The sequence below is a fragment of the Vibrio sp. 10N.286.51.E5 genome, assembly GCF_041469125.1.
Classification (GTDB): Bacteria; Pseudomonadota; Gammaproteobacteria; order Enterobacterales; family Vibrionaceae; genus Vibrio; species Vibrio crassostreae_C.
Genome location: NZ_JBFRJZ010000012.1, coordinates 123,725 through 146,712 on the forward strand (window position 1 = coordinate 123,725; position 22,988 = coordinate 146,712).

General features: G+C 44.8%; 20 protein-coding genes. 12 read left to right on the plus strand and 8 right to left on the minus strand.

The features are described from left to right. Positions 1–129: 129 nt before the first annotated feature. The gene (locus tag AB4161_RS04445; protein WP_017062635.1) at positions 130–1,077 is read left to right on the plus strand and encodes a TDT family transporter; all 948 of its coding nucleotides are present in this window, start codon (positions 130–132) and stop codon (positions 1,075–1,077) included. 158 nt (positions 1,078–1,235) lie between these two features. Here AB4161_RS04445 and hmpA read toward each other — a convergent pair whose 3' ends face one another. Next, a complete protein-coding gene (hmpA, locus tag AB4161_RS04450) occupies positions 1,236–2,432 on the minus strand; it encodes an NO-inducible flavohemoprotein (RefSeq protein ID WP_017062636.1) in 1,197 nt (398 codons plus the stop codon). 368 nt (positions 2,433–2,800) lie between these two features. Between hmpA and norR the strand changes: the two genes are divergently transcribed. Next, positions 2,801–4,393, plus strand: a complete 1,593-nt coding sequence (norR, locus tag AB4161_RS04455) for a nitric oxide reductase transcriptional regulator NorR (RefSeq protein ID WP_372082872.1) — start codon at positions 2,801–2,803, stop codon at positions 4,391–4,393. 89 nt (positions 4,394–4,482) lie between these two features. After that, entirely contained in the window at positions 4,483–4,842 is a 360-nt protein-coding gene (locus AB4161_RS04460) for a glutaredoxin (protein WP_017062638.1), read from the plus strand. A 109-nt stretch (positions 4,843–4,951) separates the two neighbouring features. Here AB4161_RS04460 and AB4161_RS04465 read toward each other — a convergent pair whose 3' ends face one another. Further along, the gene (locus tag AB4161_RS04465) at positions 4,952–5,587 is read right to left on the minus strand and encodes an OmpA family protein (protein WP_029235219.1); all 636 of its coding nucleotides are present in this window, start codon (positions 5,585–5,587) and stop codon (positions 4,952–4,954) included. Positions 5,588–5,845: 258 nt separating this feature from the next. Here AB4161_RS04465 and AB4161_RS04470 point away from each other — a divergent pair, with 258 nt between their 5' ends. The 6 genes from AB4161_RS04470 (at position 5,846) to AB4161_RS04495 (ending at position 11,443) form a co-directional block, all read left to right on the plus strand. Next, positions 5,846–6,472, plus strand: coding sequence for a thioredoxin domain-containing protein (locus AB4161_RS04470; protein ID WP_017062641.1), 627 nt, complete (start codon positions 5,846–5,848; stop codon positions 6,470–6,472). 76 nt (positions 6,473–6,548) lie between these two features. After that, a complete protein-coding gene (locus AB4161_RS04475) occupies positions 6,549–7,022 on the plus strand; it encodes an FKBP-type peptidyl-prolyl cis-trans isomerase (RefSeq protein ID WP_017062642.1) in 474 nt (157 codons plus the stop codon). 172 nt (positions 7,023–7,194) lie between these two features. Then, entirely contained in the window at positions 7,195–7,785 is a 591-nt protein-coding gene (locus tag AB4161_RS04480; RefSeq protein WP_017062643.1) for a TetR/AcrR family transcriptional regulator, read from the plus strand. A 143-nt stretch (positions 7,786–7,928) separates the two neighbouring features. Continuing rightward, positions 7,929–8,960, plus strand: a complete 1,032-nt coding sequence (locus AB4161_RS04485; protein ID WP_372082873.1) for an NADP-dependent oxidoreductase — start codon at positions 7,929–7,931, stop codon at positions 8,958–8,960. Between the two features lie 35 nt (positions 8,961–8,995). Further along, a complete protein-coding gene (locus AB4161_RS04490; RefSeq protein ID WP_372082874.1) occupies positions 8,996–9,616 on the plus strand; it encodes a glutathione S-transferase family protein in 621 nt (206 codons plus the stop codon). 150 nt (positions 9,617–9,766) lie between these two features. Further along, positions 9,767–11,443, plus strand: a complete 1,677-nt coding sequence (locus AB4161_RS04495) for a pseudouridine synthase (protein WP_372082875.1) — start codon at positions 9,767–9,769, stop codon at positions 11,441–11,443. Between the two features lie 166 nt (positions 11,444–11,609). Here the strand turns inward: AB4161_RS04495 and AB4161_RS04500 are convergent, their stop codons facing one another. The 3 genes from AB4161_RS04500 to AB4161_RS04510 form a co-directional block, all read right to left on the minus strand. Next, positions 11,610–11,903, minus strand: coding sequence for a YkgJ family cysteine cluster protein (locus tag AB4161_RS04500; RefSeq protein WP_080967419.1), 294 nt, complete (start codon positions 11,901–11,903; stop codon positions 11,610–11,612). A 175-nt stretch (positions 11,904–12,078) separates the two neighbouring features. Beyond that, positions 12,079–13,263: a D-alanyl-D-alanine carboxypeptidase family protein gene (locus AB4161_RS04505; protein WP_048606313.1), complete on the minus strand. Its 1,185-nt coding sequence runs from the start codon at positions 13,261–13,263 to the stop codon at positions 12,079–12,081. A 178-nt stretch (positions 13,264–13,441) separates the two neighbouring features. Continuing rightward, positions 13,442–14,029: a DUF4136 domain-containing protein gene (locus AB4161_RS04510; RefSeq protein WP_017064475.1), complete on the minus strand. Its 588-nt coding sequence runs from the start codon at positions 14,027–14,029 to the stop codon at positions 13,442–13,444. 268 nt (positions 14,030–14,297) lie between these two features. Here AB4161_RS04510 and AB4161_RS04515 point away from each other — a divergent pair, with 268 nt between their 5' ends. After that, positions 14,298–14,552, plus strand: coding sequence for a YgjV family protein (locus tag AB4161_RS04515; protein WP_017068159.1), 255 nt, complete (start codon positions 14,298–14,300; stop codon positions 14,550–14,552). Positions 14,553–14,687: 135 nt separating this feature from the next. Here AB4161_RS04515 and AB4161_RS04520 read toward each other — a convergent pair whose 3' ends face one another. After that, the gene (locus AB4161_RS04520; protein ID WP_372082876.1) at positions 14,688–16,151 is read right to left on the minus strand and encodes a diguanylate cyclase domain-containing protein; all 1,464 of its coding nucleotides are present in this window, start codon (positions 16,149–16,151) and stop codon (positions 14,688–14,690) included. A 273-nt stretch (positions 16,152–16,424) separates the two neighbouring features. Further along, positions 16,425–19,592, minus strand: coding sequence for a chitinase C-terminal domain-containing protein (locus AB4161_RS04525; RefSeq protein ID WP_372082877.1), 3,168 nt, complete (start codon positions 19,590–19,592; stop codon positions 16,425–16,427). Between the two features lie 476 nt (positions 19,593–20,068). Between AB4161_RS04525 and AB4161_RS04530 the strand changes: the two genes are divergently transcribed. After that, entirely contained in the window at positions 20,069–21,655 is a 1,587-nt protein-coding gene (locus tag AB4161_RS04530; RefSeq protein WP_017072212.1) for a BCCT family transporter, read from the plus strand. Between the two features lie 128 nt (positions 21,656–21,783). Here the strand turns inward: AB4161_RS04530 and AB4161_RS04535 are convergent, their stop codons facing one another. Beyond that, positions 21,784–22,140, minus strand: coding sequence for a RidA family protein (locus tag AB4161_RS04535; RefSeq protein WP_372082885.1), 357 nt, complete (start codon positions 22,138–22,140; stop codon positions 21,784–21,786). Between the two features lie 287 nt (positions 22,141–22,427). On the opposite strand from AB4161_RS04535, the gene AB4161_RS04540 reads away from it, so the two are divergent. Further along, positions 22,428–22,874: a DUF417 family protein gene (locus AB4161_RS04540; protein WP_017108085.1), complete on the plus strand. Its 447-nt coding sequence runs from the start codon at positions 22,428–22,430 to the stop codon at positions 22,872–22,874. Positions 22,875–22,988 lie beyond the last annotated feature (114 nt).

A 22,988-nucleotide genomic window follows, 5' to 3' on the forward strand; every position in this document is an offset into this window, starting at 1 on the left:
GTTGAGTGCCCTCAAAATCTATTGATGGAAGACCTACACACTCTAACTAAGGCAAATAGTCCAATATTCTGTAATTAACTAAGTCGGAGCAAGTCGTTGAACTGGAGAAGATTAACCCAAGTAAAAAATGTGCCGCCATCTCAGGCGTCTTTAGCACTTGGCGTTATTGGGTTAGGACAAGCTTGGGCGTTATATATCCCGGGCATTGGTGAGATAATTCGTCCCTACCTCGCTGCATTCGGCGCGCTATTATTGCTGCCTGTTTTACTGCGCTATTTAACGAGCTTTAATACCTTCCTTAATGATATTCGCCACCCGTTAAGCGGAAGCTTGATGGCACCAATGAGCATGGCTTTACTGATTCTGTGCGACTATTTAGCCGAGATATCGCCAGCTATCGCCTACCCAGTTTGGTTCTGCGCGCTATTGCTGCACTTTACCATGATGGTGTTGTTCTTCAGTTTTCAGATCATCAACTTCAAAATGTCGAACATTGTACCGAGTTGGTTTCTGTATCCGGTCGGTTTGATCAGCAGTTCCTTAGCTGGCACACAGTTCGGGCACACCGTATTTTCAGAAACACTTGCGGTCACTTGTATTGGTATCTATTTCCTTATGTTGCCAGTGGTGTTGTACCGCTTGGTGTTCGAAGGCAATCTTCCTCGCCGAGCAAGACCAACACTCGCTATCATGGCAGCTCCGGTTAACTTATCTTTAGCCGCTTACTTGGTTAACTTCGACAACCCAGACCCGATTCTAACAGGTGCATTGGCGGGCATTGCCATCACCATGACTTTGTTGATTTACTTGTGTTACATCCGCCTGATGCGTTTGAAGTTCCAACCTTCGATTGCTGCCGTCACCTTCCCATCTGTGATCAGCGCTATTGCCATGCATCGTCTAACTACATTTTTCGGCGCGGAATACCCACAATGGTATTGGCTACACAAGTTTGGTTTCTTTGAGCTAACCATCGCCACCATTCTAGTGATTTGGGTTGCCGGTGGTTACGTAAAAATGTACTGGCCTGAGTTTTTCGATTCCGACTACATGTCCAAGAAGATGAAACGTTCTTAGATAGAAGCGAAAAGATCTTAGCTGAACCATCGTGTTCTGCAGTAGTCGATGATGTCAGACAAAACCAACCAAACCCAAAAATGCCTCACACTGTGAGGCCTTTGAATAGGCAAGGTATTAATAGTTCAGGCGAGTGTTACTAGAAATGCCGAGACCTATTAGAAGTTAGCGTGAGGGCCGAATACTTCGTAGTGAACGCGTGAACGGTCAACTTTCATTGCATCTAGCTGCTCTACGATATTCTTCATGAAACCAACAGGACCACAGATGTAGAAATCGCTCTCTTCAAAGCCTTTAGTATCAGAGATAGACGCTAGATCCATTTGACCTTGATGCGTGTTTTCACATGCAGATTCATCTTTGTTCATGTACCACGTTTTCGCTTCCCAACCTTTGTCGGCAACAATATCTTTAACACGAGTCGTGAAAGAGTGTTGGCCTACGTTCTCACAAGCGTGAAGGTAAAGTACTGGCTCGTTTTTATCTTCCGTGTTTAGGAACTCAAGCATAGACTGCATTGGCGTTACACCAACACCTGCAGAGATAAGTGTTACTGGCTTGCTGCGCTCTTGATACATGAAGTCACCCGCTGGTGCGTATAGGCTAACCTCATCACCAACAGCAACCGTATCGTGTAGGTGGTTAGATACAACGCCTTGTGTCTCTTGGCCTTGTCCTTCACGTTTAACAGAAATACGGTATTGCTTGCCGTTTGGCTTATCAGACAGTGAGTATTGACGAATCTCGCTGTATTGAGAGCCTTCTGGTTTCACTTCGATACCGATGTATTGACCTGGTGTGTAATCCAGAACTTCACCGCCGTCTTTTGGCTGAAGGATAAAGCTTGTTACTAGCGCTGACTCTTCGATTTTGTCTGCAATCACAAACGCACGCGCTGCTTCCCAACCACCAACAGCTTGCTTACGCTGTAGGTAAAGTTCAGCTTCACGATCGATGAATACTTGCGCCAAGAATAGGTAAGCGGCTGTCCATGCTTCTTCCACTTCTGGAGTAAAGGCGTCAGCAGCTAGTTCACGTAATGTCTCAATCAGGTGCAAACCAACAATTTGGTAGTGCTCTGGTTGAATGTTAAAGCTTGTGTGTTTCTGAGCAATACGTTCAACGGCAGTTGTTAACGCTGCTAGATTTTCAATGTTCTTTGCATATGCCGCGATAGCTTCAAACAGTGCTACGCCTTGGCGACCTGTTCTTTGGTGAGTCATATTGAAGATATCTTTCAACTCAGGGTTATGCGTGAACATACGTTGATAAAAATGCTGAGTTAAAGCTGGGCCTGCGCTCTCAAGTAGAGGAATAGTAGATTTGATGATTTCGATATGTGCATTGTTAAGCATGAATTTACTCCGAACACTGAGCCTTATGACCTATATGTCATTTTGACTACTAAAAATTAAGAATGACTTATCGATTTTCTGAAACCTTAGTTATTTTTAGAAACTGAGTTATTTTGACTCGTTTTCATTTCAAAAAATCGCGAAACCTGATTAATGCAACCTGATTGATTGAGATCAAGAATAGTCTGTTTAATCAGCGCTATAATTGGGCTTCTCTGTATCTTCTGCACAATCAGTGCCAACTTTATCAATCCCCGTCATTACTGGTTTTCTTCTCAAAACTCATCTTATAAAAATGTCAAAAAGACCTTTTTTTTAAGTCAATAAGACTCTATTATGTAGATAAACACACACAGTTAGAGTTTTTTATGCAAGATATCTCCGCATCTACCCTCATGGAAATGACCATTGGCCTCGCAAGTGGTGTCAACGATCAAGATCGTTTCAATCGCCTGATCGATGCCATTCGCAAAACCATAACGTGTGATTGTGTCGCGCTTTTAAGCCTTCAAGGCGACACGCTAGTACCTATCGCAATGCAAGGGCTCAGCCGAGATACGTTCGGTCGTCGCTTTATCATTTCAGAACACCCACGGTTTGAAGAGATCTGCGCGTCTCGCTCTCCTGTTCGTTTCGATGCTGACAGCTCCTTACCCGATCCTTTCGATGGTTTGCTTATTGACCATGATGGCGATTTACCAATGCATGCTTGTATGGGCTTGCCTTTGCTATTTGGCGAAAAGCTCTTAGGTATTCTGACTCTAGACAGCTTGAAACCTGATGTCTTCGCGAATATTCCGGCGCGTAACCTTGAAGTACTGGCAGCTATTGCAGCCTCAACCATGCAGATGGCACTGACCTTCTCGCAACTTGAGCATCAAGCAAAACAGTCAAAGCAATTACTCGAAGAATTGAACGTAGAAGCGTGGGAACGTGACGGCGGTGAGTTGATTGGTAACAGTGACACCATGGTCGCGCTTAAGAACGACATCGCTGTTGTAGCTCCATCTGAGTTTAATATCTTGATTCATGGTGACACCGGGGTTGGTAAAGAGCTTGTGGCTCGCACCCTGCACCACCAATCTCAACGTAAACGTAACCCACTCGTCTACGTAAACTGTGCTGCAATTTCTGAAAACTTAGTAGAGAGTGAACTGTTTGGTCACGTTCGTGGCGCGTTCACTGGCGCAGACAAAAACCGCTTAGGTAAATTTGCTTTAGCCGATGGTGGCACACTGTTCCTTGATGAGATTGGTGAATTGCCTTTGGCCGCTCAAAGTAAGCTCCTACGTGCGCTGCAAAACAACGAAATCCAACCGGTTGGCCAAGACAACATTCAAACCATTGATGTGCGAGTATTGGCAGCGACAAACCGAGATCTAAAACAAGAAGTTGAAGACGGTCGATTCAGAGCCGATTTGTACCACCGATTGAGTGTGTATCCTATCGCGGTGCCAGCACTGAAAGATCGTGGTGACGACATCAGCCTATTAGCGGGTTTCTTCTTAGAACAAGCGCGTCGTAAGCTTGGTATCAACCAAGTTAAGTTCCGCTCCGACGTTCTTTCTTTCCTAAACCGTTATGGTTGGCCGGGTAACGTGCGTGAACTTGAGCATGTGATCAGTCGTTCCGCATTGAAAGCGTTAGCGCGCAGCACCAATAAAAACCTGGTGACAATCACCAAGGAAGATTGTGGTCCTCTAGACCAAGATCAGCCAATTGCGACGACTCAGGTGAAAAACACACCATTATCGACACCAACGATCGACCTTTCTGCAGGGCTACGTGGTGCAACGGACGATTTTCAACGCAGTATCATTACTGAGGTGTTGGAAGATACCAACTTTAACTGGGCACAAGCAGGGCGAGTTCTGAAAACAGACCGAGCAAATCTGACTCGACTGTCTAAGCGTTTAGGGCTAAATGTGGCTAAGTCTCATACGATCGAACGGACAAAATAGATATTAGCGGTTTGTTGCGAGCATCTGACAAAACTTGTGTATATAATGCTGCAAATTGTAACGCTAATTTTAAATATGTAGAGAGAGTTATGAAGTTTATCCGTTGGTTCTTAGGTCGTGTCATCTTGTTATTGAATTTTGTTTTCAGCCCACGTGGTGTGAAGCGTTCTCAAGAAGAACAAAGCAAAGTAAATGAGCAAGCAAAAACGCACACGTTATACCAATTCGAAGCGTGCCCATTTTGTGTGAAAGTGCGCCGCGCGATGAAACGTCAGTCGGTTCAATTTGAACTTCGTGATGCAAAAAACAACGAGCAACACCGTGCTGAGCTTGAAGCTGGCGGCGGTCGTGTGAAAGTGCCTTGTCTACGTATCGAAAAAGACGGTAAAACTGAGTGGATGTACGAATCTTCAGATATCGTGACTTACTTAGAAAAGCAGTTTGCATAAGCAATAAAGCAACAAAAGTCAGATACAAAAAATCCCTCGAATGTGAGGGATTTTTTATGTCTGTTATTTGGCGTTAATCGCTTCAAATTGGGCGCGAAAGTTCAAACGACTACTTCGTGACAATCAGCATCAATTCAACACGGCGGTTACACGCCTTGCCTTGCGCAGAAGCGTTCGTACAAGCTGGAACATACTCACCGAAGCCACGAGTATAGATGGAACGACTTGATACGTAGTTACTCTCTAATCGAGCCTTCACTTCTTTTGCTCGCTGCTCTGAAAGCGGATCATTGATTCGATCTGTGCCCGTGTTATCGGTGTGCCCTTCAATCACCACATCAATATCTTGGCGTTGAGCAAGGTAGCTGCCTAGCGTATCTAGCCATTGATTATACGCTGGCTCAGGGAATGCTGAACCTGTTTTAAAGTTCACGTGCTGCTCAAGCTTTACCATCACATGGTTACCCGGCAACACTTCAAAATCGATGCGGTTTTGTCTTAAAAAGACTTCCAGTGGGTCGTTAGTCGAAACGCCACGTCCGTAGTTGGTCGTGATGGTTCTGTGTTGATGAGTGCTACTCTGGATAGAGTACCCACGATTGCTTGCTACATGAGTCGTTTGAACCACACCCCATTCAGGATGCATCAAGTCGTAATCGGTTTGTGGTGCAGTCTCTAGCATGTCACCGCCAAGTAAGTCAGTTGGTGACGTGGCTTCACACCCAGCCAAAGCTATGCTTAACATTATCGCTAAATATCTCATTACTTCACCAACCACTCATGCAGATAAACCATTCACTAATGTCTATATCGGCACCGAGGGAAAAACTTTAGACGAAAAGAAAGCAGAACCCAAAAAAGTGCTGTTGATCACAGTTAACCGTCTACTAGCTTGTCTTCAGCCGCTAGTTCGAACTGTTTGCATTTATTTACCTTATAATTGTTTTCCAATTCGTACTAAATAGTTAGAATCTCACGACTTCTCAACGCTAGAGCAAACATTATGTTTAAACCATTTACTAAATTCATCACAGCACTCGCTGCCGTACTCATTATCGCGGGTTGTAGTGAAACAGACGAGCCACAAAAAGGCGTTCAATACGAAGCGCTTCCTACTGCTCTAACAGAATTTAACTTGTCTCCGATCACTGAAATCTTCTCTCTTAACTGTGGTCACTGCCGTCAAATGGAAAGTGCCATTCCAGAGATTGAATCTCTAACAGACCAAACTATTGGCAAGATGCACGTGACGTTCAACGAAAGCGCTCAAATCAGCGCAATGATCTACTACACAGCAGTGATGCAGCTTGATGCGACGCCTGACCACGCATTCATGGACGACCTATTTGGTGCCGTTCAAATGGGTGCAGATGCAACACCTGAGCAGCGTCAACAAGCACTAGAGACAGCGTTTACTTCTCGTGGTTTGGTTAGCCCATACCAGCTGAATAAAGAACAGCAAGTCGCTCTTTTCGACTACGTTAAGCAAGCAGAAGAGATCTCAGTAAAAGGTCAGATCAACTCAGTACCAACCTTTATCATCAACGGTAAATACCAAGTACTAACAGCAGGTCACCAAGACGTTGCTGGCATTGCAAAAACGATCAACTACCTTTTGACTCAACCATAATCACGGCTTTAGTCAACTGATTAACACATTTTGTATTAACTACGAAATTCAGCACTCAATATAAATAGGTTTTACTATGTCTAAATTTGTCATCCCGGTCATTGTCTTTCTTTTGGCGGGTTTCATGATTTACCGTACTTGGACGAATCATAAGTCTGGCGGAGAAAACTTCGAACAAGGCCAACAATTTCTAATTGAAAACGGCACTAAAGAAGGCGTGATTACGACTGAAAGCGGTCTTCAATACCTTGTTCTTGAAGAAGGTACAGGCACAGAGCACCCAACTAAGAACAGCAAAGTAACGGTTCACTACCACGGTACGCTAATCGACGGCACTGTTTTCGACAGCTCTGTTGAGCGCGGCGAGCCAATCTCATTTGCTCTTAAGCAAGTAATTAAAGGCTGGCAAGAAGGTTTGACTTACATGGTTGAAGGCCAAAAAGTTCGTCTATTTATTCCAAGCACTCTAGCTTACGGTAAAGGCGGTTCAGGCCCTATCCCACCATCATCGACTCTGATTTTTGATGTAGAACTCATCTCTATCAAATAATCGAAGTTACTGATTTAAGCCCCAACATACGCGCTATGTCGGGGCTTTTTTATATCTGAACATTTGAAGCCTCTTTAGATATTGAGCTATTTAGCTACTGTAACAACGACCAAATATACCCTCGAAAACCGACCACTAGACGACTGGTCTAATTTAACTTATAGTACCGCCCATGAACGAAAAAACGAATGACACACGCCTGCATGTTTTAGATGTTGGCTACCAATTAATAGTGAACAACGGCTTTAACGGCGTTGGCTTATCGCAATTGCTTAAAGAAGCGGACGTGCCGAAAGGGTCGTTTTACCACTACTTTAAATCGAAAGAGCAATTTGGCGAGGCTCTGATCCAGCACTATTTTGAGACCTACATCAGCAGAGTTGAAACTATTTTGGTTCATGGTGAAGGCAACCATTACCAGAGAATTGTCAGTTATTTCACTCGATGGTCACAGATTGAAAACGGCACCTGCAATGCTCATAAATGCTTGGTCGTTAAACTCAGCGCGGAAGTTTCTGATCTTTCTGATCCTATGCGCCAAGCGCTATTAAAGGGTGCAGAAAAAGTGACGAATACCATCGAACAGTGCATTGTCGGCGGTATTGAAGATGGCTCCATAAAGGTTGAAGAGAGCCAAGAAGCAGCTCAGAACCTATACTCAATGTGGTTAGGTGCCAGCTTATTGAGCAAGCTGAGCCAAAGCTCACATAGCTTACAGTCAGCTTTGAGCCTTACCGAACGAATTTTAAAAGGTGAAAGCTAATAACGCGCAGCGCGCTTTATTGGCTTTAACTTAAAAAAATCACCCGCCCTCTTATCAATTTGATGACGGCGGGATTTTTAGACAACAAGACTAGACGACTGGTCTAATTCTAAATGTATAAAATACACAATTAAGGACATCCAATGACTCAACAAGACAATCGCCGAATCGTATTGGCTTCTCGCCCAGTTGGCGCACCGACTCAAGACAACTTCCGTTTAGAGACAATAGCTGCGCCAAGCATCAAAGACGGCGAGATGTTACTTCGCTCAGTTTACCTTTCTCTAGACCCCTACATGCGTGGTCGTATGAGCGATGCTAAATCTTACGCAGACCCTGTCGAGATTGATGAGGTGATGGTTGGCGCAACCGTATGTCAGGTTGAAGAATCAAACCACGCTGATTACGAAATTGGCGAGTGGGTACTGGCTTACACAGGTTGGCAAGATCTTGGTGTGTCTAACGGTGAAGGCCTTATCAAACTAGGTAAAGAACCAACGCACCCTTCTTACGCGCTTGGCATCATGGGTATGCCTGGTTTTACTGCTTACATGGGCTTGCTTGATATCGGCCAACCTAAAGAAGGCGACACGCTAGTCGTTGCAGCAGCAACAGGTGCTGTAGGCGCAACCGTTGGACAAATCGGCAAACTAAAAGGTTGTCGTGTTATCGGCGTTGCAGGCGGTCAAGAGAAGTGCCAATACGCGAAAGAGGTTCTTGGCTTTGATGAATGTATTGACCACAAAGCTGACGACTTCGCAGAGCAACTGGCTAAAGCGTGTGACAAAGGCATCGATGTTTACTTTGAAAACGTTGGCGGCAAGGTATTCGATGCAGTAATGCCTCTTCTAAACACAGGCGCTCGTATCCCTGTTTGCGGTCTTATCTCGCAATACAACGCGACATCACTTCCTGAAGGCCCAGATCGCATGTCTAGCCTAATGGGTATGCTGCTTGTTAAAAGAATTAAGATGCAAGGTTTCATCATCTTTGATGACTACGCGCACCGTTACAACGAGTTTGCTGTTCAAATGACAGAATGGCTATCTCAAGGCAAGATGCACTATCGTGAGCACCTGGTTGAAGGTCTAGAGAATGCGCCACAAGCATTCATGGGCCTTTTGGAAGGTCAGAACTTCGGTAAGCTTGTTATCAAAACGAACGAAGCTAAATAAATTCAATAAACTGAACCCGTTAACTAGGTAGAATCATGATTACTTTGCATCACCTAAATAAATCGCGCTCAAAGCGCATCATCTGGCTATTGGAAGAGCTTGGGGTAGATTACCAAATCAAACCCTACCAACGAGACAGTGTCACTTTTCTTGCACCACCAGAACTCAAATCCATTCACCCATTGGGTAAATCTCCTGTCATTGAAGACGATGGCGTCGTGATCACTGAATCTGGTGCTATCACGGAATACCTAATCGACAAATACGGTCAGGGTAAGTTCGCACCTACACGCGGCACCGCAGACTACGTTGAGTATTCGCAATGGCTTCACTTCGCTGAGAGTTCAGGTATTTTGCCAATGCTGCTTAAGATCTTTGTAATGAAGGACGGCTGTGAAACTAACTTCCTAGGCGGTTATGCAGACGACGAAAACCAAAAGATCCTCACTTACGTGAATAATGCACTTGAAGGCAAAACCTACTTGGTTGCAGACACACTAACAGGTGCAGATTTTATGATGTCGTTCATCGTAGAAATCGTTGGGAACTTTGGCGCAACTGCGCTCTACCCAAACATTGCTAAATACGGTGAACTTTTAACAAGCCACCCTGCTTACCAAAAGGCTGAGCAAGTAGAGCTAGAACACTCGAACTGATCGAGTTTCACTCAAACTCGTGCTTGCTAGGGTAAACACAAGAAACTAAATGAAGCCAAAGCCGATTTATCTTCTGCTTTGGCTTCTCATTTGTCTTCATTTCGACAACAATACCGAACTCTAACTGAACAGCCATAGAGTTTGATCTTAATGCCAGCAAACCTCGCTCAATACACACCTCTGCACCTAGCAAACACGAATGTAGATTTAGCGCTATCGAATCGCTTTACGTTTCCGTATTACTATACGCCGCACCCTGTGTGTGAATTCGCTATGCTGCAGCTTCAGCAATCACTTGTCGACTATGGTGTGAATGAAAACTCGCAAGGTAATCTCTATGCTGTGCTTCTTGTTCAGAATCCAACAACACAAGAGTTAGGCTACCTTTCTGCGTTTTCGGGCTTGCAGTTAGATCCGGCTTTGGCCTCTCAGTTAAACAACATTCACTTTGTTCCACCAGCCTTTGACTCAGAACAGTTTCAATCTCAAAACAGTGCGAACCTTGCTCGCCAGTTGCAACTTGTGGACGACATAGAAAAGCTACAACAATCGCACAACCTAGACGCATTATTGGCTGAACTTGAAGAGTTAAAAATCAAATCAGCACAAGCCATCGAAGCCTTTCAGTTAGCAATGGCCGCGAACAAAGCCCAACGTTGCGAACTCAGAGAGCAAGCCAATCAAGAAAAAGCATTAGGGAATCTAGAGTCAGCGGCAAACTTGCTCAAACAACTGGGTAATCAAAGTAGCCAAGAGAAACGTGACCTAAAAGCACTTCGTATTGAGTGGAAACAGAAGATCGCAGAGCGCCAATCACAAGTTGATTTGATTGAAAGCGAACTGAAAAACCGTAAGCAAGATCACCAAGCAGTTTCACAGCAGTTGGAAACTCAACGTCTCTCTCACTATCGCTTTATCGATCAAGCCAAGCAATCTAAGAATTTACTCGAGTTGCTCGATGGCAAAGACGCTCTTGAAGGCTCTGGTGAATGCTGCCTACCTAAGTTGCTTAACTTTGCGTTTGAACACGGGTTCAAGCCGTTAGCTTTGTCTGAATTTTGGTGGGGATTACCGCCTACAGATATCATTCGACAACACGCAAACCTCTACCCTGTTTGTCAGAGTAAAAGCTTTGAGATCCTCGAACACCAGCTAAGTGGCATAGAGCTAGAAGATAACCCGCTTATCGTGAACCCTGCTGTAGGTAAGTCTTTTGATATTGTTTATGAAGACGACGAGATCGTGGTCGTCAATAAGCCTGAAGAGTTCTTGTCGGTTCCCGGTAAGTTCATCGAAGATTCAGTTTATACCCGCATAAAAGCGCGTTACCCGGATGCGACTGGTCCTTTGATTATCCATAGGTTGGATATGTCGACGTCAGGTTTGTTGATCTTGGCGCTCACGGCGGAATCAAACAAGCATATTCAGAAGCAGTTCATTAATAGAACCGTAGAGAAACGCTACACCGCTTTGTTAGATGGCGAGATAACGGGCGAATCTGGCAATATCAGCCTTCCTTTGCGCGGCGACATCACGGACAGACCAAGACAACTGGTTTGTCACCAACACGGCCGAAATGCAGAGACCCATTGGCAAGTGGTTAGCACTCACAATGGCAAAACCAAGGTTCACTTGTACCCTAAAACAGGGCGAACCCACCAGCTGCGAGTGCACTGTGCTCATCCATTAGGGCTTGCTGTACCTATTCGTGGTGACGACTTATACGGATACAAACGCGAGCGCTTACACCTGCACGCTGGCTACTTAAAGTTGATTCACCCGACAACCGGTGAATGGATGGAGTTTGAAGTGCCTTCCGAGTTCTAAACTCTAACTTATCGAGCTAAGACTCTTATCTCACTCAATATTTGATCTCATAAAACGCATCAAGGTTCTACAACTGCTTAAGGTATAGAACCCTGATATTTAATTTTAATGTGATTATCACAGTACATTAACGTACTTTAGTTACTGAGTTCAATACTGCAGACGCCTAGCCCATCACATCTTTGCGCTGGTCAACACATTCGAAAGAGCCCATTTCGAACTCGCGACAGATCCATGGTCGGTTTTCGTAGATAGTACACATCAGTGTTTCTCTATCTACCGCAGAACACCAGCCGTCGTCTAAGCGCTTCATGGTTTCACCGCCCCATTCATCATAAGCGATGTGCTCTTCAGGTACGCCCGTATCTGTGATGATCATAACCTCTAAACGACAACAGCATGCCTGACAATTTGCACAGGTTACTTCGGGTTCGGTTACGTTCTTTATCTCTATCGTCATAAGTGACTACACTGCTAAATTTTGCGTATAGTAATCGAAACCGCCCGCTACGGCTAATAAAGATAGTGCGGCGCGGGGTTTTCATTGATGTAGAAATAACAAAGGGCGCTGTGATTCACTCACAGCACCCATAATATTTCGACTTTTCAGCGCGGCTTATCGCCACAGGCTCTACTTAGAACAGGCTCGCGAAGAACAGCTTAACGTAGTCCATTAAACGTTTGAACAAACCGCCCTGCTCAACCGCTTCAAGCGCGATCAAAGGCTGAGTTTGAACATCTTCACCATCAACAGTGTAATGAACCACACCTAGAGTTTGACCTTCTGCAATCGGCGCTTTCAGTTCAGAGTTAAGCTCGATAGATGCAGTCAGCTTTTTACTGTCCGACTTAGGCAGCGTAATGAACGTGTCTTCTGCCACACCTAGTTTCAATGTGTCTTGCTCACCAAACCATACCTTCTCTTCAGCCACTTGATCGCCGCCTTTGTGCGGGTTTAGTGTATCGAAGAAACGGAAACCATAGCTCAACAGCTGTTTGCTGTCTGACTCACGGCTCTTAACGCTTGATGCGCCCATCACAACCGCGATAAGTCTCATCTCGCCTTGTGTCGCTGAACTCGCCAAACTGTAGCCAGCACCAGAGGTGTAGCCCGTTTTCATGCCATCAACGGTTAAGCTTCTATCACGCAACAAGCCATTACGGTTGTGTTGAGTGATACCGTTGTAACTGAAAGAGCGTTCGCTGTATAAGCCATACACATCCGGTAAATCACGAATAATGGCACGACCGAGTAGCGCGATATCATAAGGAGTCGAATAGAGATCGTCAGCGTCTAAACCATGTGCATTGGCAAAATGGGTGTTTTCTAGCTTCAGAGAGGTCGCCCAAGAGTTCATCAGGTCGACGAATGCATCTTGCGAGCCCGCAACGTGTTCTGCTATCGCAACACTTGCATCGTTACCTGATTGAATAATCAACCCACGGTAAAGATCCATCATTGCTACATCGGTATTTACTTCGATGAACATTTTTGAAGAGTCTGGGAAGTTCTTCGCCCACGCATTTTCGCTGATTCGTACCTGATCATCAGCAGAGATGTTGCCTCGCTTCATCTCTTGACCTGCCACATAGCTGGTCATCAGTTTGGTCAAGCTTGCTGGGTTTAACTTCGTATGTGCGTTTTTTTCTACCAGCACATCACCAGAATTAAAATCAATTAACACATACCCTTTTGCGCCTAGGCTAGGTGGGCTTGGTACTATAGAAGGTGCTGCGATAGCTGCATTACTTACCATCGCGGCGTTACTTACAATGAATATACTTAATAGAGGGAGAGAGTATTTGGAAAACAGTTTCATTGAATCAAACCTAAGTTAACGTTTTGAGCAGTATAGACAAATGCTAGCAAAAGAAGCGCGAACTTTACGTTGCTTTACGTATTTGTACCATTCGTTACAAATAAAAAAGTATAATCTGCGATCTGACCATATTTTCCACAACTAATATTTACTCCACGAATGCATTCAACGCCTAATGCTATCGCTCAGGCATGCGTCTAAATAACATTTCAACAAAGCCAGTAATACGCTGTTTGCTCTCGCTTGGCTCTAAATCAGGTTGGATGCCAGACTGTGCTAATGCTTGCCATTGTACGACCTCTGAGTTAGGTACGAAAAACGCAATGTACAACGACCCTTTCTCCGCGACTTTACCTTCACCATCGTAAAATGGCACACCAGTAGATAGCTTAATCGCATCGAAGATAGACTCATCGTTCAGTTCCGATTCTTCCGCTAATCCAAAGCCTACAACAACATCACCGACACCATCCTGCTTTAACTGATAACCTTTACTTGAGAGCTGTTCTTGAATCGAATCACGCACTAAATCGGTTACCACGGTTTCATCGTATTTTTGAGAAAGGTAAACCTTTTCTGACTCAGGGTGCCAGGAGTACGTCATCACGCCGTGTTTCATGAAACCAAAGTCACCGCTAGTGACCACACCATAATTGTGTGTGGGTGGTATTTCTTGCGTAGAGCATGCGGTCAGCCCAATAGCCATCAAAGCCAATAGTGCTGCTTTTTTTATGCTTTTTGTTGCACAAATGGATCGTTTTATCATTCGAGGCTTCCTTACCTATATAAGAATAACTATCAATTCAATCTCCAACATAAATAGTAATTATGTTAATAGAAAGGTCATTAAACGTTTGCGTAATCGCTAACCTTCACCTCTGTCTGTTTTGGGGGTTTAATCACAAAAACAGAGTTGGTATAGTTCTCCCCGTTAAACAAAACCAGACCATTCGAGGCACGGAGCTTCCTCAATCATCTCATGAAGAGAAGAATTGGTACCGACAAAGTATCGGCAAATTTAAGAGGGTCAAACAATGGAATTCAATATGGTTGAAATTTTAGGTTACGCTGCGTCTATTATGGTCGCAATTTCATTAACAATGAAAGATATCGTTCGTCTGCGTGTCCTTAACTTTATTGGCTGTGCACTCTTCACAGCATACGGCATCATGATTGACGCATGGCCAGTTGCAGCCACCAACGGCTTTATCGCTTGTGTAAACATCTACTTCCTTGCAAAAATGCAAAAGGAAAAAAAAACGGAAGCGATGAAAGCAGCGAAAGCTTAAATTAACGATTAGCCTTTCAAATAATTCTGAAAAAGCCCAAATAGAGCGATCTATTTGGGCTTTTTTGTGTTTGTCGTTCTCAAGAGCTCGATTTGTGTGAACAAAACTTTTCAATTCAATGAGGCTTTCAACCGATCACATGTAAGCAACGTGATATTCGTTCTCTCGATACGCTTGAGTGTTGTTACGTCCACTCTCTTTTGCTTGATAAAGCGCTTTGTCGGCTTTATCGATAGCGGTTTCAATGTCAGTCAGTGCTTGAGCATGGCAACAACCAGCGCTGATTGTTACTGGCGACACTAAGCCTTGAAGTTGCTCAACACATAACCGTAACGCCTCTGATAATTCGAATAACTCATGTTCATCACAATCAAACGTCACCAAAATAAACTCTTCACCGCCATAGCGTGCAATCAAACGACGACGGTTAATAAATCTCTTCAGTGATTTTGCGACCTCACAGATAACCCTATCGCCTTGAGCATGACCATATTGATCGTTCACCCGCTTGAAATGGTCAATATCCAGCAAAATGACACCGACATTTGTTAGCGGATAAGGCGACCTTTGAGTAATTTTCAGTTTTAGCTGCTCGATAAAACTCCGTCGGCTAGGAAGGCCTGTGAGGTAATCGAGGCTCGCAACATCCAATATTTTGAGATGACGATGCCGCAGGTAAAGCACCAGAACAACAATGATACTCAGTAGACTAACAACCAACGTCATCAAACTTGCCAACAATAAGCTGTGGTTCTTGTTGAGCTCTTGTTCTAAGACACCAGCAGAAATAACCCAATTAAGATACGGATAAAACTTGTAGAAGATGTTTTTACTCGTCGTGCCATCTGCCGTAGAGATAGAGTATCTAAAGTGACCTTCAGGTTCATCGACGACTTTATCGATAAGCAACTCTGAAGAGTCATCAATCAAGGTTTTTAAGTGCTCGTGTTCAAAGTTAGGTTGAAGGACTAACGTGCCTTGTAAATCAACGATATATACATAGCCACTATCGCCATACGAGTACTTTCTCAATTTGTCTTTAAGTGCTTCGAGATCAACCAGGTACATCAGTTCATCTTTATAGGTGGTCGCCACCAATGTATTGCCACTCGGTAGCCTCACTGAATATGCGACCTTCGCACGCTTGCCAACTTCATGTGGATTGGCGTGCGAGTATTGGGTCATTCCAGACTGTAAGCTCAGTTGTTGTTGAATATGGGTTAAATGCGCGCGATTTTTCCCTTGTAAAAACGGGTGATATAGATGAATACCTTGTGGTGACATCAGGTAGATATAACCAGACTCTCCAATCACCAATTCGTTGGCAATTCGAATGACTTCTTCAACTTCTTGTTCTGGAGAGACACGCAGTGCGTGAGAGGCGACGGTATCAGTCACACCTTTTAGATAGGTTTTGATCGCTTCGTTGACTGTGGTGTCTACGATGTCGTAACTCGCGTTCACAATAGTACGAAAGAAGAATTGGTTGGAATCTAATAATGATTCTTTCGTCCGGTTGAATTGAACAGCAGAGAGGATCAGAGAAACTACGGCCAGCACAATTGAGAAACTAAGAATGTATTTACGTCTGACTTTCAAGATTACCCCATAGCTTTCTAATTTTAGGTAACGCTATTTTTTGTTATAGGCAGACTGTTTTATATCATACTTATCTTTTTTACTGAACGAGTGTCGATATTCTGAGAGGTTTCTATACGCAATCTGTGACTTATAGCAAAAACGCCGAACTGGATTCAGTTCGGCGTTTTAATTTTACGCTTCAGTCATGTATTTAAATCAAACTAAGGTATTGATAAATAAACTTAAAATCATTCTCATTCGTTATCTATGAATACATAATCTAGCGTTAGATTAAGAACAAACCTGAGTCCAGCTACCATCACTGCCCGGTTCAGAACTTGTCCACCAGTTTGCTTGGTAAATACTGCCGTTGTGAACCACTTGGTCACCTGTGTTTGCATGGCTTGGATTACCTGCCCAATCTTTCTGAGGTAAGTCTGGGTAAACCGCTAAACCTGCCGTATCACATGTACCTGGATTGGTGCCACCATCGCCAGGGTTACCGCCACCTGAACTGATATCACCTAATGGTAGATCTGGCTGCTCGAAGCTAAACGCGTAATCAACGCCACCGACATTCACCGCGTAGTTAGCAGGGCCAGAAATTGGCAAGTAATACACCATGTCTAACTCATACACACCGCCAGCAGGAAGCTCTTCCCATGTCGGCAACGTAAACGCCACTCGGTGCATGGTTCCATCTAGTCCACCGATGTTATCCGCGCGAGTATGACCTGAAGCAATCACGGTCAAACCACCACCCGATTGATCTTTCGCGTTATCAGGTGCAGATACTGGGATATCGAATTGGAACTCAGTTCCACCCGGAAGAGCTTGCCCTGTGTTGTTCGTGAACGTGATCTTAGGGTTGATTGGGTAGTTTTGGTCACCGACTTTGAAGCCACCAACCGATACCGCGATATCTAGCGCTTCTGTTGGAATAGCACCCGTCGCTACTTTGTTTCCATATGGTGTTGCAGACTTAAACTTATCGTAGATAGCTTTCGTCATGGTGTTACCCATGTGGAACTCACCGTTACCGCTGTTACACGCTTGTTCGGTCGTATCGATAGACGTTCGGTTGCCATTCGCATCGAGAACATAACAGTTATAATCCCCTGCTAGTTCCCAGAACATAATGCCGCCGATCTCTTTGTCGATAACGTAGTCCGCTTTCACGTCGATAGACTGTTTATCTTCTGTTGAAAGGAATACGCCCTTCTCTGCGTTCCACAACCAAGGGGCAACCGCCACACTGTCGTAGTTTCTCGTGTAAGTGCCCGTTAGAACATCTGAAGGATCATTCACAGGATCAAGCTTGTAAGCTTCAGCGTAAGAGCCCCAAATACCCTTCTCTAGGTTCTTCGCGTGCCACATAGGGTTAGAACCCGCGCCCATTTCGTTACCTTTTGGATCGGTATCGTGCCACATGTTGTCGATACCAATAGCGCCATGGCCACAGTTGTTTTTCTCGCCTTCACCCGTACCCGCTGAACATTCAGATTGGTTTGGCAGTGCTGCTCGGCCCCAAAGACCATTCTCACCACCCGTTACGCCTTGCCAACCACGAGTGTAGTAAGGCACACCGATGTTAATACGGCCTGCTGGCATAGAACCACGGAAGTAATGGTAAGCCCAATCCGTGTTCAGATAACCAATACCACCGTAAGCCGCCGTGTCGTATACGTTCCACTGCGCTAGCTCTGAATCTTTACCCGTATCAAACAAGGCTGCGTTATGACCTACGTGATCGTTCCACGCACCGTGAAGGTCGTAAGACATGATGTTTACGTAATCGAGGTACTTGGTTACATCGAATGTTTCCATACCGCGTAATAGGTAACCAGAAGAAGGCGCTGCGATCGTTAACATGTAGTGATTGCCATCTTGCGCAGACGCCGCATCGAGCTTCTCACGTAGCACTTTCATCAACACTTGGTACGAAGCCCACAGGTATTGACGACGTGGTTCCATGAAGTCTTTGTCGTATGGATTACCGGCACCCGCCATTGAGGTTGGGTATTCGTAATCGATATCTAGACCATCGAACTGGTACTTACGCAGCATTTCGACCGCTGAAGTCGCGAATGTTTCGATACCTTGATGGTTGATAGAACCATCAGCATTGGTCGTCATGGTGTAGAAACCACCATCAGCCACGCGGCTGCCATCAGTCGCGAAGTGACCACCTGTTTCAGCCCAACCACCGATTGAGATTAACGTTTTCACGCCGTGTTTTTTCTTCGCTGTCGCTAATGCACCGAAGTGACCTTTGAAGCCTAATGCCGGATCAACTTCCACACCCGGCCACTCTTTACCAACCGCTGCGTTATTTGGATCGTTTACATCACCGACGTTTACTTTGCCATCTGAACCGATGCTCACGAAAGCGTAGTTAATGTGTGTGAGTTGTTCCCAAGGAATATCATTTACTAGGTAAGCAGCTTGTGGGTCATCCCCTGCACGCCAACTTGTGAAGTAACCAATGACACGACGGGGATGGTCTGCACCCATTTTCTCACGGCCTTCATCATCGTAAATTGTACAGTAAGGAACATCGACACCTTGAGTTTGATATAAGCCATCAGGGCGACATGTGCTCACTGTTGGAGCGCCGTTCACGGTCAAAGATGCCAACGCAGAATCTGCAGTCGCACCTTGGTCGTCTGTTGCTTTCGCGTAAACCGCTAAAGAACCCGCTTGAGTTGTTGTGTAATCTAACGTGTAAGGGCTCGTTGCAGCAGTGCCCACAAGAGCACCCGCTACGTAGAAATCAACCTTATCAACCGTGCCATCGCTATCTGCTGCCGTTGCTGTCAGTGTGACTACACCACCAACATCAACAGATGTCACTGAAAGTGCAACTGAAACTGTCGGTGCTTCATTCCCTGGTTGTGCTGAATCAACAGAAACAGAAACCGCACTTGCAACACTTGCTGCGCCTTCATTATCCGTTGCAACAACAGAAACCTGATGATTACCCGACGTTGCAGCCCAAGTCGCTTCGAAAGGTGCCGCTGTGACTACCGCAACAGATGCGCCATCAACAAAGAACTCAACCGAAGCCACACTGCCATCAGAATCTAGTGCTGTTGCACTCAATACAACATTATCGCCTTCAGTAATCACGTCAGAAGCAGAGGGTGCCGTTAATGAAGCCGTTGGTACTTCATTTGGCGTACCGCCACCTCCGCCACCACTACACACATCAATCTTTTTCCATTGTGCATAGTCACCCTCAAATTGGCTCGGGTTGTTATTTTGATTCCAGTAATTCGCTGAGTACGCGCTGCCGTCATGTGAAACCTGATCACCACCGGTGTACACCGTGGCGGAATCCCACGCTTCTAACGTTGAACAATCCACAGCCGCATAGCTGTTGAACGCCATTAAGCATGACGCGGTGAGAGTACTGAGTGTAAAAACCTTCTTGGCCACTCTTCCTTGGTTTAGGTGCATGTTAGCTGTCCCTTAAGTTATTGTTTCAAGATGCTTAATTTAAGTGTCATATTTCTCATCACTTAAATCTCTTCGCAAAACAACTGTAGGTAACAGTGCCAATTTAACACCTAAAATATTCGATATTTATAAAATGACTCGCATTAATTTGTTTATAGCATGCAATGAGTCGACACTTATTTTGCACGAACAACTAATATTAAATTTATTTCGGTACGCTAAAAAATATCGCCTAATTCGTATCCTTAATTACAAAACTCTATTCATATCTGCTTTATTTGTTCGTTCTGAAATTTCGTTTTAAAACTAACCAAAAGGGATTGATTTCGCCGTAGAACTGATTTCTTTTCTAAATTTGCCCACTTTTTCTTAACAATTGTGGTAGTATCGCGGATTTTTTTGACGAACCTCACATTTCCAATGCAAGTGTGGGAGAAATACATAGGCTCGAAAGAGCCAAATATAGCGAAGAAATAATGTCCAACTTGACGCAAGTCGCCAACGAAAACATCAACGCAGAATCTACTTCTATCGATTTCAATAAAGCTCAATCTTTGGGTGAAAAACTGGAACTCGGAAACCCAGTCTTTTGGCTTAGTGGCAGTTTTTTAACCCTCTTTGTCATCCTAGCCTTCACCAACACCTCCGTGTTGTCCGAACTTGTAAACATCGGCTTTAGTTATTCAACTAAGTGGTTCGGTGCTTTCTGGCAAGTCCTACTACTTCTCAACTTCATTATCGGTTTAGTGCTTGCACTAGGTCGCACCGGCCACGTTCGCTTAGGAACGCTTGCCCTACCTGAAATGACCACCTTTAAATGGATGTCTATCGTCCTATGTACGCTGCTAGCCGGCGGTGGTGTGTTCTGGGCAGCCGCAGAGCCTATCGCTCACTTTGTTTCAGCTCCGCCACTGTATGGCAACGCAGATCCTCAAGCGATGGCGTTCAATGCTCTATCACAATCTTTCATGCACTGGGGTTTCCTTGCATGGGCAATCTTAGGTGGTTTGTCTTCCATCGTGTTAATGCACTTGCATTACGACAAAGGCCTTCCTCTTAAGCCTCGCACTCTGCTTTACCCAGTACTTGGCGACAAAGCGATTAACAGTTGGGTTGGTAACGTTGTCGACGCATGCAGCATCGTGGCTGTAGCCGCAGGTACTATCGGCCCTATCGGCTTCCTTGGCCTACAAATCAGCTACGCACTTAGCGAACTGTTTGGCATTTCAGACAGCTTTGCAACTCAAAGTGTTGTTATTATCTTTGCTATCGCAATGTACACGCTTTCTGCTTTGAGCGGCGTGAACAAAGGTATCCAACTGGTAAGCCGTTACAACATCATCTTGTCTGTGTGTCTAATCGGCTACATCCTTCTTGTTGGCCCAACGAGCTTCATCGTTGATGGCTACCTGCAAGGTATGGGCGAAATGGTTGATAACTTCATCCCAATGGCGCTATACCGCCAAGATACAGCATGGCTAGGTGGCTGGACTGTGTTCTTCTGGGGTTGGTTCTTAGGTTATGGCCCAATGATGGCGATCTTCATTGCTCGTATCTCACGTGGCCGTACTATTCGCCAAATGATCGTTTCTATTAGCATCGTTGCACCGCTTGTAACGTGTTTCTGGTTCAGCATCGTTGGTGGTAGTGGTCTAGCGTTTGAATTAGAGAACCCAGGTGTGATTTCTAGTGCGTTCGAAGGCTTCAACCTTCCGGCGGTTCTTCTAGCAATTACCGCGCAACTGCCGTTCCCAACTCTGATTGCAATTCTGTTCCTGATCCTGACGACCACGTTCATCGTGACAACAGGTGACTCAATGACTTACACCATCAGTGTGGTAATGACGGGTACGACAGAGCCAAACGCAGCGGTACGTACTTTCTGGGGTATCATCATGGGTGCGGTAGCGATCGCACTTATCTCAATGGGTTCAGGCGGCATCTCCGCTCTACAGTCGTTCATTGTAATCACAGCGGTTCCGGTATCGTTTATCTTGCTCCCGTGTCTATGGCACGCGCCGAAGATCGCGAAGCAGATGGCAAGAGATCAAGGTATCGCTTAATACCTGACCCGATTTAGTTTCGGGTAGCGTAGAACACTAAAAAGCCACTCAAGTGATTCACCTGAGTGGCTTTGTTTTATCTGTTCGTTACTTCTATCTACGAAGCTTATTTCAATCGATAGTTCGGCTTATTGAAACTTTTCACCCGCAGCAACCATAAACGACATCTCAACCAGTAGCTCAGGATTAGCAAGTTCTGCTTTCACGCATGCACGGCTTGGCGCGCAGCCTTCAGGGAACCACGCTTCCCAAACTTCATTGAGTGCATCAAAGTTAGCGAAATCCGTGAGATAAATAGTCACTGACAATACGCGAGATTTGTCGCTGTCTACCAAACTCATCATTTCTTCGGCTTGTTCGAAGATTTGCTGAACCTGACTCTTAATTCCTGCTGTTGTATCCGTCTCTGCCACTTCCACAAAGCTTGCAATACCGTTAAAAACAGTTACATCAGACCAACGTTTGGTCGGGTTAATTCTATGAATTTTAACTGGTTATACTCTTCTTATAATTAGGGTGAACATCAGCGTAATCTAATCCAAATCATGAATATTGAAAACAAAAATTAGAAAGCTCGCGTTACCTTTTGAACAGCACTATCGCCTACCCATTGCTTTGGTTCTCAACATCACTAGCCTTTGAGTTCCTATCGAGACAATAAGTCGCTACCTATTAAGTTTTTAGATAAATATATTAATTATTATTCTCAATGCGAAATTTAATCTGAGCTATTGCGGTCATATTCAGGGAGTTTATTAAATTGAGTACTTTTATGCATGTTCAAACCTATGATTTAAAACAGAGTAATGTGGGATATAACCTAGGCGTGATTGGCGTAGCGTTGGTGTTAGCTTGGATTGGTATTTACAAGTTTACGCCAACCGAAGCAATGCTTATCGAGCCTTTAATCGCAAACCATCCTGCAATGAACTGGCTTTACAATCTGTTCTCAGTCCAAGCTGTGTCTAACATGGTGGGTGGCGCGGAGATCATTGTCGCGATTGGACTGATCGTTGGATTTAAGAAACCGACAGTTGCCTTCTACTCAGGCATTGCTGCAGCGGCTATCTTTGTTGTGACACTCAGCTTCCTGATTACAACGCCAAACGCTTGGAAAGTATCGGATGGCATCTTAGTCACTAACTTCTTCCTAGTGAAAGACATCCTGTTTTTGGCAATCGCAATTAGCGTAATCGAACGCAATAAACCTCAGAAGTAACTGTATAACTAGAAGTGGCCATGACCCTAGAAGTAACCTTAAACCTTGAAAATAAAGTCTCGAAGCTGGCTAGAAGGACGCTGCCAGCTTCTAATGTATAAGGCACTGATAGTC

What these genes read in the sequence shown, in the direction of transcription:
- hmpA (WP_017062636.1), bottom strand. Translation starts at nt 2,432, where the DNA reads ATGCTTAACAATGCACATATCGAAATCATCAAATCTACTATTCCTCTA.
- norR (WP_372082872.1), top strand. Translation starts at nt 2,801, where the DNA reads ATGCAAGATATCTCCGCATCTACCCTCATGGAAATGACCATTGGCCTC.
- AB4161_RS04460 (WP_017062638.1), top strand. Translation starts at nt 4,483, where the DNA reads ATGAAGTTTATCCGTTGGTTCTTAGGTCGTGTCATCTTGTTATTGAAT.
- AB4161_RS04465 (WP_029235219.1), bottom strand. Translation starts at nt 5,587, where the DNA reads ATGTTAAGCATAGCTTTGGCTGGGTGTGAAGCCACGTCACCAACTGAC.
- AB4161_RS04470 (WP_017062641.1), top strand. Translation starts at nt 5,846, where the DNA reads ATGTTTAAACCATTTACTAAATTCATCACAGCACTCGCTGCCGTACTC.
- AB4161_RS04475 (WP_017062642.1), top strand. Translation starts at nt 6,549, where the DNA reads ATGTCTAAATTTGTCATCCCGGTCATTGTCTTTCTTTTGGCGGGTTTC.
- AB4161_RS04480 (WP_017062643.1), top strand. Translation starts at nt 7,195, where the DNA reads ATGAACGAAAAAACGAATGACACACGCCTGCATGTTTTAGATGTTGGC.
- AB4161_RS04485 (WP_372082873.1), top strand. Translation starts at nt 7,929, where the DNA reads ATGACTCAACAAGACAATCGCCGAATCGTATTGGCTTCTCGCCCAGTT.
- AB4161_RS04490 (WP_372082874.1), top strand. Translation starts at nt 8,996, where the DNA reads ATGATTACTTTGCATCACCTAAATAAATCGCGCTCAAAGCGCATCATC.
- AB4161_RS04495 (WP_372082875.1), top strand. Translation starts at nt 9,767, where the DNA reads ATGCCAGCAAACCTCGCTCAATACACACCTCTGCACCTAGCAAACACG.
- AB4161_RS04500 (WP_080967419.1), bottom strand. Translation starts at nt 11,903, where the DNA reads ATGACGATAGAGATAAAGAACGTAACCGAACCCGAAGTAACCTGTGCA.
- AB4161_RS04505 (WP_048606313.1), bottom strand. Translation starts at nt 13,263, where the DNA reads ATGAAACTGTTTTCCAAATACTCTCTCCCTCTATTAAGTATATTCATT.
- AB4161_RS04510 (WP_017064475.1), bottom strand. Translation starts at nt 14,029, where the DNA reads ATGATAAAACGATCCATTTGTGCAACAAAAAGCATAAAAAAAGCAGCA.
- AB4161_RS04515 (WP_017068159.1), top strand. Translation starts at nt 14,298, where the DNA reads ATGGAATTCAATATGGTTGAAATTTTAGGTTACGCTGCGTCTATTATG.
- AB4161_RS04525 (WP_372082877.1), bottom strand. Translation starts at nt 19,592, where the DNA reads ATGCACCTAAACCAAGGAAGAGTGGCCAAGAAGGTTTTTACACTCAGT.
- AB4161_RS04530 (WP_017072212.1), top strand. Translation starts at nt 20,069, where the DNA reads ATGTCCAACTTGACGCAAGTCGCCAACGAAAACATCAACGCAGAATCT.
- AB4161_RS04540 (WP_017108085.1), top strand. Translation starts at nt 22,428, where the DNA reads ATGCATGTTCAAACCTATGATTTAAAACAGAGTAATGTGGGATATAAC.